Below are 13,793 nucleotides of genomic sequence, written 5' to 3'. Positions count from 1 at the left end.
AGGCTACGACACTGGTGCGGCAGACTCTAACGATTGGCTTAACTGCAACTTCAATCGATCGAGCTAGAGACCACCTCGAAAAGCAGGGGTGGTAGCATGAAAAACAAGTTGTCGGACTGGGCCTCGTGGCAGATTTGGAACGCGAACTCGCCGTCGTCAGACCCAGAGACGGTCAAGAGGATCGTTCGGGAGTTCTTGAAGAATAAGGACGCCACCGCGCTAGATATCGGCGGCACCAAGCTCGGCTTCGTGCGCGAACTTCCCGGCGAATTCGGCGACCTCGAGCAGCGGATCAAGCTGGTCAACGTCAGTGGGAAGAAGGGCATTTACAGGCGCCGGGTGAGAGACGTCCCTGAAGATGACCGGTACGATCTGGTCATGTGCTTCGGCACTCTCATGTATATGAGCAAGAAGGAAATCCGCTACACGTTCGAGAAGGCGCGCCGTTTGACCAAGCCCGGCGGCTCCATTTTGGTCGCGGATCCAGACGGGGCACAGCCGGTCGTATGGCTGGAGACAGCAATGAAATGGGTTGCCAAGCTGTTCTGGTGGACGCTGCCATGGCGAGCACACTCTAAGCAGAAAATCGCGGCCATTCTGGAAGATGCCGGGTACACCGTGAAGGAGCGGCCCGATTACGAAGTCGAGCGTAAAGGCCTGCTCCTTAGCGTGTCTCCCATGCGCTACTACGTGCTATGCGGCGTGAAGTCGGTATCGGAAACCGGCAACGTAGGAGTGTCCTCTCCACCCACCGCCGCACCCGCACCCGCAAGGGTAACTGGCAGACGGTAGCCCGACTGCTGCTCCCAGAGTCCGCGAACGGACGTCGACATGCCGGGAAGCCCCAGCGCATGACGGAAAGAATCCTCGTCGTCGACCTGCGGGGTGACCGCGCCGGCACGAACCGCGATACCGTACGAATTCAGCTTGGACGTGATGTCCTCATCGGGGGGGTAACGGCCCCATCCGTGGCGGCATCGTCCTGCTCCGGATCGTCGTCGGCGTCGGATTCGGCCATCGACTGCGCAAGCACCTGGTCGAATTCGAGCGCCGGATAGACGGGATACTGCAGGCCATATGTGCGAGCACGCTCCTGATCAGTGAAGTTGTCCTCGTCGATATCCTCGACGTCTTCGCCGTAAGAGTTGGAAACTCGCTTGCGGGACGTGAAACCGTTCCGTACGGCCTCCGAGTGCGCCGCGACTTCCTGCACCGGATTGATGTACCCGCGCGCTGGGGTGATCCATTCGATCTCGAAGTAGTCGTCGACCGTCTTGCCGTCAGCAGGCTTCCAGAGTTCGTTGATGTAGGCCTCGGACACGAAGCGCTCCCATACCGGCTGCAGACCCTGCGGTACCAGCATGTGGTGCTGCAGAACACTGAAGTATCGCTCGTTCTCGAGCATCAAAGCCCGGTACTGGCGGTCGTTCAGATCCTTGAAGTCGAGGTCGATGTGCTCGGGCGCCAAGCCGAACGCGACGGCTAGTTCAGAGATGCCGCTGCGTTTGAAGTCCCGGTAGTTGGGGTCGGTCTGCGGCGGCGTCGCGAAACGCACGTCATGCCCGTCGGGAAGTACAGTCCAAGTGCCTGGCTCCATACCTGCGAATTCGATACCGTCGGAATCGACACCATCGGCGGATAGAACCGGAGCTTCCTCACCAGGCGGCTTGACAATGAAGCCGCCGTGCATGGCCTGCCCCTTGCGCGTCTCAACATAAGCGTCGTCGACCGTCTTGACCGACTGCGCCTTGCGAAGTGCGGATGCGCCATGAGGATAACCACGGGTGTCGCTGAGGCGATCGGGCAAGTAGAGGTGAAGGACATCCGACGCGGAGACCCGCTTCGGCAAGACGGAGTTCGCGCCGACGGATCGCCAGACGTCCTTCGGGTGGTAGTCATAGAGCCAGTACGCGACGACGCGCTCGATAAGATCGCGCTCGACACCGGAGGTGATCAGGTTGCCGCTCTCGGTCACCTCGTTCTTGTCTAGGGGCAGGTAGTCCGGTTCCAGCAGTTGTAGCTGAAAATTGATGCCAGACTTCATATCGCCAGGTCGACGCTGCCGAATCCTGACCAGAGCCTCGCCGTCACGAGCGACGCCCGCTACCAGCGCCCACTGGGCTCCGTAGAAGTCCAGACGGCCGCGGGCGTCACACTCCTTGACCCACTTGTTCCAGAGCTTCCGCAGCACCTTGTCCTTGATCCGGGGCTTGATGCCGTAAGACGTGATGTTGTTCGCGACCTGCCTGACGGCCTGCCGGAAGTAGCTGTTGTTCGCGTAAGCCCACCGCGAATCCTTGCGGACGGTCTCTATCTCGCTGTTGTATGAATTCGGGCCAGCGTCAGGCGCAGACGCAACACGGTTGGTCTGGGATGCTGCCTCGAAGTACGTGCGGCCGCGGTTGAACACGAGGTCGTCGAAGTGGCTGGAGCGCACTGACACTGCAAGCTTTGGCGAGCGAAACGGAGCTGCCGGGGGAGCGGAGTTGCGCTTCTTGGGGGCGGAACTGCGAGTGGGTGTCTTGCGCATTACCAAGGACTCCGACCGTAGATGCGAATCTGCTGCAGAGCCGGCTTGTTGGTGATGCCGTCGGCACGGTCGTACGCGTCGTTCAGATCCGCAAGGATGCGCTGGAAGTTGTCGTAATCCGTATACGTCACGGTTCCACCGCCTGGGCCTTGGAAGGACACGGATGCTGCTCCGGTTACGATCGCCTCCTCAAGGGCGATGATGCCCTCCTTGAGATTGGCTTGAGGCCAGAACCTAAACTTTCTACTCACCATTGCCGTCCCCAGTTGGACTTAAATTGCTTCAAGGTCTTCTTGACCTTGACCGTTTGCTGTTTCGGCGGCTGCGCGACCGGAGCCGGGGTAGGAGCGGCCTTCCGCTCCTCGGCTTGCGCAGACACCTTCCGGTTCGTCCTGGGGAGAGGAACGGTCGCTGCGACCACCGCAATCTCCATGCCGGAACCGATCCTCTCGATCGCGTGGGCGGAGAGATCAGGACCGTAGTAGTCGATCTCGCCAGTCACGGGGTCGTGCGACGTCTCTGGGATTCCGAGGGTACGGGCTGCAAGATTCAAGTCGCGCCAAGACTTGTACGAGGCCTGAAGTCCTTTCAAAGCCGCATATCCATAAGCAAGGTTGATCCATTCCTCTTCAGTGCGGTGGCCCTGCTTTGGTTTCCAGTAATAGCCTCCGTTGATCTTCTTCCTTTCCTCGCATAGCAGCTTTTCGAGATAGTCGGCCGGCATGGAAAGCGGGATTGTCGGAGACTGATCACCGCGCATCTGCAGGAGCCGGAACACAGCATCGCGAGCAAGCTGGGAGTCGATGGTGTAGTGCAGCGCCCCGGATTTCGTGTTGCGGGATACCTTCTTCGGCCAGACGGTCGCCCTGCGGCTGCCCTTGCTGTTGTTGTTGCCCTTGATTGCCCATACGTTCCGACGGAGCGGAAACGTGGCGCAGAACGCGCGAACCTCGTCTGGAAAGTCGCCACCCATTTCGAAGACGGAAGCGATGATGCCGAGTTCGGTACCGTCGCGCTTCTTGAACTTCCGGTCGATCAACGCCCGCACGGCGGCGTCGGCAGCCGCATCACCTGGCTCACCTTCGATCACCCAGTGTCCGATGACGCGGAACTGCGAGAAGCGGTTCCACCCCAAAACGGTACATTCGCGAGAGGCGATCCGTTCCAGATGGCCGCCCTCCTTGTTTGTCTGGGTGTCTCCGGACAGAGTCAGAAGGACGACGTCGTCAGGCACCGCAGCCGGATAGGATTTGAGCATGTCCTGGACGAACGAGGCTTCCATGGACGATGTCGTGAAGTCGTCGTAGGCAACGCCCTTGGCGTTGTTCACCCACGTCTTCATCTCTTCCGGATTGCCTCGCTTGGCAAGAAACTGGTCGCCGATTACCTTCCACGTGGCTCGACCGTTCGGGGAGAACCATTGCGGAATATACATCCCGCGCCGCCCCTTCTTCTTCCAAGCCACGGACGGTTTGTAGTGGAGGGTGGCGTCCAGATAGTCCTTGTGAGAAAGGCAGACCTTGCCGTTGACGGTCTTTGGCTCCGGAAACTGGGTGTGCTCGTAGATCGGCTCGTGGCAGGCGATGCACTCGTAGAAAACCTTCTCAACGAAGCCTTCGGCGTCCCGGATCAGCTTGAAGCCATATGGGGTATCCCGGTCGCCCCACTCGAAAATCTGAGGATGCTCGCAGTGAGGACAACAGGCGTGCGGTTCCTGTTGATCGGAATCCGCATGGCGAGCCGTGGTCCGGCAGTTGTCCTTGCCCAACGGCGACGAGATCAGAACGAGCTTGGGATTGGTGAATTCACCTCCGCGCTCCATGAAGAGATCGGCCTTCTCCCCTTGGGTCTTGCTGGTGGGTGACCACCCATCGGCCGAGTATTCGTCCCCCCAGTTGTGCTTCGACCCGTATCTACGGAAGTTGTCGTCTGAGGCTGCGCCGACGAGACGCAGAACGGCGCCGTTGCTCAGCTCGATCAGGTTCCAAGTGTCCTGCCTTTCGCCACGGCGGGGCTTCCTTCGAAGCGCACCCAGAGCTGGGCACATCTCGAAGAGCGGCTCGATGCGCTCCTTATAGTATTCCTCGGCGTCGCCCTCCGTCGGCTGCGCGATCGTGACTGACTCACCCAGATAGCAGAGGATGTAGGCCGCCATGGCGGAAAGCAGCAGGGACATGCCGACGCGCGTTCCCTTGGTGACGACGATCTCAGTGGTGTTTTCGTCGAAGTACAGCCTTACGAATTCACGCTGATAGCCTGTGAGAACCAAGTCTCCCTGCTTTTCCGTCTTCGATTTAGGGAGTTCGATGTTCTTTTTGATCCACGAGACAGGGTCCGTGGCTGCGGGGGGCTGCAGGACGGTTTGACGGAGCTCGGTGACGCCCTCGTAAAGGGCAGAGATACCGATATCGAAATCTACCAGGACGTCATCCGCGATTTGAGAGTGGTCGAGATACAGCATGTCCTCACTTCCACTTCAGGATTGTTTCCTTCGTCTTCAACTTGTCGAGGACGTCGCGGCAGTGGGTGTCGGCAAGGATTCGCACGGCGGTTGCAATTGCGGGATCAACGTTGACCGCAAGAATGTCTGGAAGGCTCATGACCTTCGAGCGAACCTCGTTGTAGTCCTTCGCCCAGAGCTCAAGTACGGATGACACCGGAACGACCGACCGAAGGCGTTCGAGCATGTCCATCTCAACAAGGACGGCCGCGGCCACCGACTTTCGCCTATCGCCTTCCTCCTTAGAGGTCTTGTCATTGGGGTCACCGAACTTGTCGGCAACGCTGCGTGCAGCACGTTCTTCGAGCCACTTCACGACGTCGGCGATGTCCAACTCCCATGGGATCCCGCGATCGCGGTTCGCTTGCGTCACAAACGGACATCCCTGTTCGATCCATTTCTGCACGGTGTTGCGATCACGATTGAGAAGAGTGGCACATTGCTTCACGGACACGGTGCGCAGCTTGACAGCTTCGGCTTTCGACGAGAGGGGGGGCGTCGTCCGAGGGGATGCTGATAGAATCCGGATTTTCCATCTCTAAATCCGCACCCCGAGGCGTTGTAGAAGTGACGCGCTTGCGTGACATATTCACAGAAACTCCCAGTGTTTCCTGAAAGTTTGGGGGGCTGCGTCTGCAAGATTCAACGGTGTGGGCGTCGAGGGTGCTGATGTTGAAGCCTGAAAGAAAATTTCGCACCGAGAGAGGGCATGGGGTCGCGAATTACCCGCATGGGGGCCAGATCCTCAGGGGCCCCGTCGGGTCTAATCTTGTCCACAAAACAGCACAGGGCTAAATAGTGCTAAATTTACTATTGCGCGCTATATCGCACTCTGTTACTACGGTGGCAACGAAGCAATAGGTGATCGCAGTGAGGCCAATTTCAATTCAACTCCCAGCAGACTTGTTCATTGAATTTGCTGCGCGCGTTAAGGGAGACCCTAGCGAGGAAATTGAGTTTCTTATCCGGAAACACTTAGCGAAACTCGATGAAGTGATAATCGACACGGAGTTGTTTCGGCAGGTTACGAGCAAGGAGTACGACAATGGTGATCCCAACGGAGGGCTTGAGTGGCCACCACTCTGGCTTCCGAACGGAACCGAGTTAAGGATGCGGTATCGGCAGAAGACTTATCTCGCGAAAGTGAGGTTCGACGCCATTCAGTATGACGAGGATTCGCTATGCCACTCGGTCAGCCAATGGGTGCGCCAAGTCGCTCGAGGAACGGCACGAAATGCTTGGCATGATGTCTGGATCAAGTTCCAGGACAGCGAAGAGTTCGTGTACGCCGACGCTCTGCGACAAGTCCCGAGGACGGGGAAGACAGTGCGCGGCGAAAGCCGAGCTGCAAACATTATCCGTCTCGCCGCCACTCCGCGGGTCGATGACGACGAAGGACACAAAGAATAAGGGGCCTCCGTATGGAAGCCCCTGAAGAAATGGGAAGACGACCTCGCGACTGCAAATCAGATGTCGTCGTTCCCTAGATGCGCTCTAACGAAAGGAGAGTTCATGGACTGGCAATCCAGTACTAGAAGAGCCTGAACGCCGCCAGATCGCCAGTGATCGGGCGCAAAAATAGCTGTCGCAGGGCTGATATGTCTTGCGGCAGCACACTGACTTATACGTTTATTGTGTTGAGACGTCTACCCCATAGGATTGGCGGCGTACCGCACACGCCTCATTGGGCATCTTGCGGAACATAGCCAATCTGTCGGCAACGCTCATGACGACCTCCGAATGAAAGCCGCCCGCACGACATCCGCCAATCCTTGGACGATTTCCACCCGCGTTGCGACTTCGATATCATCCAGGTAATGCTTGATGCCCGGCACGTCGCGCAGCTCGTCGAGGATTCCTCTCGCGGCGGCATGTGCCCAGTCCGCAGCAGGCGCGGCGTCTTCCGGGCCGTCGTAGGGGTAGCGCGAACCCCAATCGATCTTCCGAGAAGCACGCCGATATGCGATTGCATCCATCTGGATGTCAGTCTTCCCGTCTACGATAGTGACGGCAATCCCACGCTCTTGCAGCGCGGCAATCGTACCCTTGGTCGCGTCGCTGTCGATCTGCTGCCGCGGAACGAATCCGAAATAAGACGAGGAGATGTCCTCGGCCTTGATCGCTAAAGCGTTTGCGTTCGAGACCCGCGACACGGTCACGTCGAACCCCGGAGGCAACGTCATCCACGATCCCGGCAACATGTTGACGAAATCTTCCTCAAAGAAGTCCCGGTCGTCGCCCATGCAACGGCCGGTTTCCTTTTCATCACTGCTCGACATCGCGTCCTCCTAAGGTTGGTGTCTCCCATCATGGTTGTCGCCGGCGGCGCGCAACGCAAACCGCCGGCAGTGGGAGCTGCCGGCGGGGGGTGGGATAGGTATGCACGCTCTTCAAATTCGACGAGTAATCTTCTCAAACTGTGCGTCGACTTCCTTGGCGACTGCGAACGAGCGGTGCTTCCCGTCAATGTCAATGTTGAAGCTAACGCTCTTCTGCCCGTCGATGGTAGCAACTTCGGTCCGATGGACCAAGGCGGCATCCTGCAACTGTCGGCGAACAGTGGCCACCTCAACGATCCGGGCATCTAGACGATCACAAATCTGCTCAGGATCCTCCCAGCGGCCGTCATCTTCGGTCTCGCCCGACCACACTTTAGCTTACTCGCACATCAGGCTGCCTCGATAGTTCGTCAATGCTTCGACCACGATCTCCGCCTGGTTATCGGTCAGTTGTAGGATTGGCATCTCGTCCTCCTAGTGCTGTTGCCTGACATGATGTTGGCGAAATCCATGCTGGGCGCAAACCGCCGGCGGGAGACTACTGACATTGCTAGAGTCGCGTGATACGAGTTCCATAACGTAGGGTTGAGGGGTTTATGAGAAGGCTGCTGTTAACCACTATAATTTTTGCGTTTAGTTCGTTGAGCGCTTACGCGCAGGAAGACGACGAGGAGCGGCAATTTATCATCGCCCAGTTCAAAAGCTGGACTGGCATCGTTCTGCGTTGCGCACCCAATACTGCGAACGCGGCAGTGAGAGACGCGATCTGTAAGTCGGCGTCAGCAGAGTTCAATTACCTCGCTGAGAACTCTGGCATTCCTCATCGTGTATCTGACGGCGAAGACATGTTTCGAATGACACTTAGCTCTCGGAGCCTAGGTACACCTCTGATTCTTGATTTGGACACCAGTGCGACATCGAGTGGTAGCGGACCCCTAGCGGTACATGTCCATCTGGCCGCCAAGAAATTTTACAGCACGGCCATCGAGCAAGACGCTAAGCCGGGTGAACCTGAAGCCCTACCGCGCGGTGGAGATCTCGTGTTCTGGGAAATGTCTACGATCGGAGCCGGATTTGGCGATCATCAAGTTGCGCGAGACATGACGCCGCATGTAAACGACAGTATCAAAATTTTCTTTTCGCAGTTTCTCAAGGGGTGGAAGTCAAACTAGGCTTGACGCATACCCAAGGATCTACAATGCAGATAAATACGAACAATTACTCGGTCGCCGAGATCATCGACATGCTCGACCGCAAGGAGCTCATCGTGAACCGCGAATACCAGCGCGGCACTGGGCTTTGGCCGCACGGCCCATCGAGCTACTTTATAGACACGATCCTTGAGGGCTATCCGTTCCCAAAAATCTACCTTTACGAGTTTCTCAACCGCCCTGATCGCCGTATGCGCAAGGAGATAGTAGACGGGCAACAGCGCATCACAACAATTCGGCGGTTTTACAACAACGAGTTCGAGATAAAGGGAGAGTCCAAGTTTAGGGGAATGACGTTTGCCCAGCTACCGGACGAGGACCAGGATCGATTCATGGCGTACGCTGTAAGCGTGGACGTTATACGAAATGCGACGCGGGCGGAAATTCTGCAGATGTTCCGACGCATGAACGCTTATACGCTTCCGCTCAACGAACCGGAAAAGCGACATTCGACGTATCAGGGTCAGTTCAAGTGGTTCGTCAACGAAATGTCAGACGGTCTGAACGAGTTCTTCGTCCAGTTCGGCGTCTTCACGGATCGTCAGATACTCCGTATGGGCGACGCCGAACTGATATCCGAATGCGTACTTGCAATAGAACGAGGAATTATCAGCACAAGCGCGTCAGACTTGACTAGGCTCTACAAACGCTACGATGACAGCTTCCCAAGCGGTGCAAACTACTACTCTGACTTGCGAAGTGTTTTTGACTTCATCGGTGGTGAATTGAGCGAACTGAGAGAGACCCATATGATGAAGTCGTATGCTCTCCTCTCGTTGGTCACTGCTCTCTTCCACTCACGTTTCGGCATCGCTCGTATCACAGGAGAATACAATATACAGAGTCCTGGCCGTTTCGTTGCTGACAGGAACCAAGCGGTCAATAATCTTTTGGCGCTCGCCCAGGCTCATGAAGCGAAGGAATCGGAGGGTCCATATGGTCGATATGTCTGGGGCTGCGAAGCGGCGGTCAACAGGCTGCCCAGACGGTACGCTCGCACCATGTCCATTCTCCGCGCCATAGGCGTTGACGTCCAAGACCCGGATTATGCCAATCTCTTTTGAACATCTCCGCAAAAAGCTCCTGACGCGCGTAACGACCTTGGACAAGGCGTTTGAGCGGCACGTTCTGTCTCCTTCGGCTACAAAAGCCGTCGATCGTTTTGCTCTTCAGGAAGGTCTGGTCTCCGCACTTTGGCAGGCTTGGTGCGAGTTCTGTCGCGGCGCAATAATGGGGGCGACAAGGGGGGCTAATACAACATCTGGCGTGGCCGTAAACTCCCCTACGTACAACGGGAATTCTGAACTTGAGATCGCTTACGTCGCTCAATTGCTCTCCCAATCGAAAATGGTCACTAAGATCAAGTCAGTAAAGGGACGTCATCAAGAGCCAACGTGGGGAGATGTCGGCAAGGTGAATCTAATTGTTTCAGGCCTTGCTCCCACAAATTCGGGAACGATGCTTAGTGGCTTCGGCGGTGTGATTTCACTGAAAGACCTGCAGACTTGTAGGAATGCAAGCGCCCACGTTTGCAGCGATACCTTCGCGATGGTAAGGGCTGCTCGCGTGCGGTACCAAGACACAGACTTCAAGCATCCCTCAGATGTGATGAAATGGATCGACCCTGCTACCAAAGACTATCTGTGGCGGTCTTGGGTGGAGGAGATGGATATAGTGTCGGATTTGGTAACTCAGTAGACACCTGTGATCACACGGAGAAGATGGCCGTCTCAATTGTCAGTATCGCCGACATCGACTTGTCGAGAACTCGTCTCATAGATACGTTAAGTCGGAATTTTATCGGGATGGGATGATGCAAACAAATCAACTTCTACAACGCATTCGGAGATTTACGAGCAGAAGCGCTGAGAGACAGATCGCCCTTCAGTCGACTGGATTGGCTACTGTGGCGATGCTGATTGCCTATGCTTACGGTAATGCATACTACACACCACCGGGAACCAGATGCGCCCCCGTCGCGAAGTTTGTACCCTTCGATCCGTCGACCTGCCAAGATGTGTCGGCAGTCATCGTGTATCCAGAACCGTGGTTGGCGATGTTGGCGTGGGGGGCTGCGGGAACAGTTCTTTTAGGCGCTGTCGCCTCAACATTCGACCGCTCCGTGTTTACACGCTATCTGCTCGCTGGGTGGCTAGCCTTCGGTGCGATCGTCGCGGTCTCTGGCTATTTCAGTTATTCTGGGATGGGGCAATTTCCTGGAGCTTACTTCGTGGCCTACCCAGCGACCACCGTTGTTGCGTTCGGAGTGGCCGCGGCATGCTTGGCAGCGATAGCCAATCTCGTCCTTAGAATTCGATCAGCGGCAGCACAGGCATAATGACTGAAACCACTCCAGCATGGGATTTCTCAAAAGCCCGCCGAAACCGGAGCTACAAGCAGAAGGACGGCGTCGCTACCGTGGTATCCAGCCGTATCGCAAAAAGCGGCGGCTGGGCGCATAGCTGCATGGTCAGGGGCGACAGGTTCACTCTGTTCTCGCCAGAAGAATTTTGTCCCTTCTCCGATGGGGACCGGATATCTTTCGATTATGAGGAAAAGAGGCTCCGTCGCGGTAGTCGCATGCCATACAACGCTATGGTTCCGGATAGCCTATGCCTGACCGTACCTTCCGATCTGTCGGACAAGGTCAAAGGGCACGTCTACGTCCTTTCCAACAAATCAATGCCAGGCGTTCTTAAGATCGGGTTCACCAACGGGGATCCCGCGAAGCGGGCCGGTGAGTTGTCTGGTGTAACTGGCGTGCCGACGCCTTTCCGTGTCGAGTGGTCGTTGCCCATCCTTGGAAGCGCCCGCGCAATTGAGCAGAGGATTCATGCGGTCCTTGTGAAGAAGAAGCACGGCAAGGAATTCTTCAAAGTGTCGATCGACGAGGCCCAGAGCGTAGCACGACGTTGCTATCTCGAATTGTATCCAGAGGCCGCAGCCGAATTGGAGGGCTCTCTGACAGCGTCTGAGCTTGCTGCTGCAGATCGTCGGAGACTGTTGGCCGACGCGAACGCTCGGCGAGAACAGGCGAAGCGTGATGAGGAAGCCGTCATCGCTTTTGAGAACTCCCCCGAGCAAATATGGAGGAAGTTCGGTACTTATGAGGTTCGGCTGCGAGAATTCTCCGTCGAACGTCGCTCCGGTACGCCGAACATCTTCTCGAAGTTTCTAGGCCACCGTTATCCCGATTGGATCGATGTTAGGATCTATGGTCGTCATTCGACAGATCAGGCATATCAGACATGGAAGCTGGACATGCACGGCCTATGTGATGGAAAGCGGGTTGGGATCGCGTCGACCATGTTCGATAAGCTCGAGGATGCGATGTCAATGGCGAAGCGCGAAGCTGATCGTTTCTGTGCGGGCAATCAGCAATGGATCATCAACTTACCGAATCACCTAGTCATAGAACCACTTCCATGGCCGGAAGGGCGTCGCGCCGAAAAATACGCAACCATGCATTTTACTGACTGGCCAGACGTTCAACTAAAGCCGGAATTTGGCAGCCTTCCCAAGTCGCCGATCGCACTCCCTTAACCATGCCGGCGCCCACCATTTGACTGGGTGTCAACTTTCTGTCACCCAGTAGATATCAAAACGAATATCGGGTGCATGATGCCACGCAGAATTTGGGACAACGACCGCTTTCGGAGCTGGATGACATCCTGCGGCCTGTCCGCGCCCATGGCGGCTGACATCCTCGGGGTCGGCGAACGAACGGTGAAACGGATGCTTGCCGACGACGTAGGGATCAAGGACATCGTCGCTGCGCGCGCGGAGCAATTCCTAGGCAAGAGCAGAACGACATCCGGCCGGGATGCGGAACTGCTCGATAGCTATGCTGACCAAGCGGATTTCGCGTCGATCTGCGCTGCGTTTCCGCACGCTCACCTCACGGGGTTGTCGTCGGCGATCGCTCGCGGATGGACGTCGGCGAATTCGAATATGCACCGGCAACTCTCGCAGCCGATCCGGATGTACCAGCCCGCCGAGTGGGAAGGATTCGAACTTGAATGGTGGCCTGCTGCCGACCTGCCTTGGGGTGTAGAATGCAGGCTCGACGCGGAGGGGCGACCGTACCGTGTGGCTTCGGCGGAGCGGACGCTACTCGAGCTGGCTGGCCACGAAGGTGTGCTGGGAGAGGCCGAAGTGGTGGAAGCGTACGCCGGCGCTTTCTCCATGTCAGAGGAGCGGCCGGACGTCTTTAAGGTTCGGCAGCAGGCCACGAAGCGGGGGCCGGAGACCGCCGAGCGGGTGCTGCACTACCTCAAGAAGTATCAGTAGGATTACTGCCGGCGGATTTGAGATCTGCCCGCCGGCAGCACATTGTTGTCGTGTTCTGGGGAGGACACGACATGACCGCACAAGCCGTAACGACGGGTAATCGAATATCCAGCAAGCTGAAAGACTATGCCCGCAACGCAGGTATGGATACGCCTCAGTTCGTCCAGAAATTCGCACAAGAGCGGATTGCCGTCCGCCTGTTCTCGCTTTCGGAAGCCGCCAATCTGATGATCACAGGCGGGACCATGTACCACTGGTCACCAGAAATGTTCGATCTGAACCGCTCGACATCCGATATCGACATCAAGTCGTTCGTCGCGATGAGCCACGATGCGATAGAGGCGCTCGTCCAGAAGGCTGCTGCTATCGACATGGGTGACAGCGTCGAGATAGAGGTCGGGAGATCCGACGCTCTTAAGCATGAAGACCTTGACCAGCAGGGACTGCGCGTCCACGTCGTCGTCAAGATCGGAACTATGCGCTCGGTCGGACACCTCGACTTCTCCATCGGCTCCGTTCCGGCAATGGGATCGCGCATGCTGACCCTAAAGCCAGTCGTGAAGGGTCAAACCGTCGTGCCTATCCGCGCTCAGCAATGGGTCTACAGCATCGCCGAGAAACTTCAAACCTGCTGCAAGTTCGGCCTCGACAACACGCGGATGAAGGACTACCGCGACCTCTACATGCTTGCCCGCAAGGGATACGGCACGCATGCCGATCTGGGCCAAGCAATCCGTGAGGTTTTCGACGAACGTGATATGGCGCTGCCGACGGCGATCCCCGAAGGACTAGACTTCATCTTTGCCCAGTACCGCCAGCAGGACTGGGACGCCTATCTCGGAAAGCTTTCGCCCCGGCAGCGCGAAGGGCTCCCTGTCAACCTGCAGGACGTAACCTATGCGCTTGAGAAGGCATACATGTCTGCGCTGGTGCCGACCGACAATCTGGACTTCGACGAAGTCTTTACCTTCCGAGCATGAAGA

Annotated in this window: 14 protein-coding genes; 9 read left to right on the top strand and 5 right to left on the bottom strand. The window is 56.9% G+C overall.

Features of this window, described 5'->3' with window-relative positions; translation table 11 throughout:
- The first annotated feature begins 96 nt into the window (after positions 1-96).
- A complete protein-coding gene (locus ACTJK5_RS09655; protein ID WP_440612289.1) occupies positions 97-792 on the top strand; it encodes an SAM-dependent methyltransferase in 696 nt (231 codons plus the stop codon).
- A 130-nt stretch (positions 793-922) separates the two neighbouring features.
- Here ACTJK5_RS09655 and ACTJK5_RS09650 read toward each other — a convergent pair whose 3' ends face one another.
- The 4 genes from ACTJK5_RS09650 to ACTJK5_RS09635 are packed head-to-tail and all read right to left on the bottom strand — an operon-like array spanning position 923 to position 5,403.
- Positions 923-2,530 (bottom strand): phage portal protein, encoded by a 1,608-nt coding sequence (locus ACTJK5_RS09650; RefSeq protein WP_440612288.1) that lies wholly within the window; start codon positions 2,528-2,530, stop codon positions 923-925.
- Positions 2,530-2,784: a hypothetical protein gene (locus ACTJK5_RS09645; protein ID WP_440612287.1), complete on the bottom strand. Its 255-nt coding sequence runs from the start codon at positions 2,782-2,784 to the stop codon at positions 2,530-2,532. The genes ACTJK5_RS09650 and ACTJK5_RS09645 overlap by 1 nt, the downstream gene beginning before the upstream one ends.
- Entirely contained in the window at positions 2,778-4,991 is a 2,214-nt protein-coding gene (locus ACTJK5_RS09640; RefSeq protein WP_440612286.1) for a terminase gpA endonuclease subunit, read from the bottom strand. Before ACTJK5_RS09640 ends, ACTJK5_RS09645 begins: the two co-directional genes overlap by 7 nt.
- A gap of 4 nt (positions 4,992-4,995) precedes the next feature.
- A complete protein-coding gene (locus tag ACTJK5_RS09635; RefSeq protein ID WP_440612285.1) occupies positions 4,996-5,403 on the bottom strand; it encodes a hypothetical protein in 408 nt (135 codons plus the stop codon).
- Between the two features lie 530 nt (positions 5,404-5,933).
- Here ACTJK5_RS09635 and ACTJK5_RS09630 point away from each other — a divergent pair.
- Positions 5,934-6,440: a hypothetical protein gene (locus ACTJK5_RS09630; protein ID WP_440612284.1), complete on the top strand. Its 507-nt coding sequence runs from the start codon at positions 5,934-5,936 to the stop codon at positions 6,438-6,440.
- A gap of 314 nt (positions 6,441-6,754) precedes the next feature.
- On the opposite strand, the gene ACTJK5_RS09625 is transcribed toward ACTJK5_RS09630, so the two are convergent.
- Positions 6,755-7,273 (bottom strand): hypothetical protein, encoded by a 519-nt coding sequence (locus tag ACTJK5_RS09625; protein ID WP_440612283.1) that lies wholly within the window; start codon positions 7,271-7,273, stop codon positions 6,755-6,757.
- A 66-nt stretch (positions 7,274-7,339) separates the two neighbouring features.
- Here ACTJK5_RS09625 and ACTJK5_RS09620 point away from each other — a divergent pair, with 66 nt between their 5' ends.
- The 7 genes from ACTJK5_RS09620 (at position 7,340) to ACTJK5_RS09590 (ending at position 13,790) form a co-directional block, all read left to right on the top strand.
- Positions 7,340-7,618, top strand: a complete 279-nt coding sequence (locus tag ACTJK5_RS09620; RefSeq protein ID WP_440612282.1) for a hypothetical protein — start codon at positions 7,340-7,342, stop codon at positions 7,616-7,618.
- A gap of 287 nt (positions 7,619-7,905) precedes the next feature.
- Positions 7,906-8,481: a hypothetical protein gene (locus ACTJK5_RS09615; protein WP_440612281.1), complete on the top strand. Its 576-nt coding sequence runs from the start codon at positions 7,906-7,908 to the stop codon at positions 8,479-8,481.
- A 26-nt stretch (positions 8,482-8,507) separates the two neighbouring features.
- On the top strand, positions 8,508-9,584 hold the full coding sequence (locus tag ACTJK5_RS09610; protein WP_440612280.1) for a DUF262 domain-containing protein: 1,077 nt from the start codon (positions 8,508-8,510) through the stop codon (positions 9,582-9,584).
- Positions 9,568-10,218 carry a hypothetical protein gene (locus ACTJK5_RS09605; RefSeq protein WP_440612279.1) on the top strand — a complete coding sequence of 217 codons (651 nt, stop codon included), beginning with the start codon at positions 9,568-9,570 and terminating at the stop codon, positions 10,216-10,218. The genes ACTJK5_RS09610 and ACTJK5_RS09605 overlap by 17 nt, the downstream gene beginning before the upstream one ends.
- Before the next feature lie 639 nt (positions 10,219-10,857).
- Entirely contained in the window at positions 10,858-12,063 is a 1,206-nt protein-coding gene (locus ACTJK5_RS09600) for a GIY-YIG nuclease family protein (RefSeq protein ID WP_440612278.1), read from the top strand.
- Positions 12,064-12,138: 75 nt separating this feature from the next.
- The gene (locus ACTJK5_RS09595) at positions 12,139-12,810 is read left to right on the top strand and encodes a hypothetical protein (protein WP_440612277.1); all 672 of its coding nucleotides are present in this window, start codon (positions 12,139-12,141) and stop codon (positions 12,808-12,810) included.
- A gap of 71 nt (positions 12,811-12,881) precedes the next feature.
- Entirely contained in the window at positions 12,882-13,790 is a 909-nt protein-coding gene (locus ACTJK5_RS09590) for a nucleotidyl transferase AbiEii/AbiGii toxin family protein (protein WP_440612276.1), read from the top strand.
- Positions 13,791-13,793: the final 3 nt, after the last annotated feature.

Origin of the sequence: Agrobacterium sp. 22094 (assembly GCF_052046015.1) — a bacterium.
Classification (GTDB): Bacteria; Pseudomonadota; Alphaproteobacteria; order Rhizobiales; family Rhizobiaceae; genus Agrobacterium; species Agrobacterium cavarae.
This window is presented reverse-complemented; position numbering and strand designations above follow the sequence as displayed.

What these genes read in the sequence shown, in the direction of transcription:
- ACTJK5_RS09655 (WP_440612289.1), top strand. Translation starts at nt 97, where the DNA reads ATGAAAAACAAGTTGTCGGACTGGGCCTCGTGGCAGATTTGGAACGCG.
- ACTJK5_RS09650 (WP_440612288.1), bottom strand. Translation starts at nt 2,530, where the DNA reads ATGCGCAAGACACCCACTCGCAGTTCCGCCCCCAAGAAGCGCAACTCC.
- ACTJK5_RS09645 (WP_440612287.1), bottom strand. Translation starts at nt 2,784, where the DNA reads ATGGTGAGTAGAAAGTTTAGGTTCTGGCCTCAAGCCAATCTCAAGGAG.
- ACTJK5_RS09640 (WP_440612286.1), bottom strand. Translation starts at nt 4,991, where the DNA reads ATGCTGTATCTCGACCACTCTCAAATCGCGGATGACGTCCTGGTAGAT.
- ACTJK5_RS09625 (WP_440612283.1), bottom strand. Translation starts at nt 7,273, where the DNA reads ATGGGCGACGACCGGGACTTCTTTGAGGAAGATTTCGTCAACATGTTG.
- ACTJK5_RS09620 (WP_440612282.1), top strand. Translation starts at nt 7,340, where the DNA reads ATGGTTGTCGCCGGCGGCGCGCAACGCAAACCGCCGGCAGTGGGAGCT.
- ACTJK5_RS09615 (WP_440612281.1), top strand. Translation starts at nt 7,906, where the DNA reads ATGAGAAGGCTGCTGTTAACCACTATAATTTTTGCGTTTAGTTCGTTG.
- ACTJK5_RS09610 (WP_440612280.1), top strand. Translation starts at nt 8,508, where the DNA reads ATGCAGATAAATACGAACAATTACTCGGTCGCCGAGATCATCGACATG.
- ACTJK5_RS09605 (WP_440612279.1), top strand. Translation starts at nt 9,568, where the DNA reads ATGCCAATCTCTTTTGAACATCTCCGCAAAAAGCTCCTGACGCGCGTA.
- ACTJK5_RS09600 (WP_440612278.1), top strand. Translation starts at nt 10,858, where the DNA reads ATGACTGAAACCACTCCAGCATGGGATTTCTCAAAAGCCCGCCGAAAC.
- ACTJK5_RS09595 (WP_440612277.1), top strand. Translation starts at nt 12,139, where the DNA reads ATGATGCCACGCAGAATTTGGGACAACGACCGCTTTCGGAGCTGGATG.
- ACTJK5_RS09590 (WP_440612276.1), top strand. Translation starts at nt 12,882, where the DNA reads ATGACCGCACAAGCCGTAACGACGGGTAATCGAATATCCAGCAAGCTG.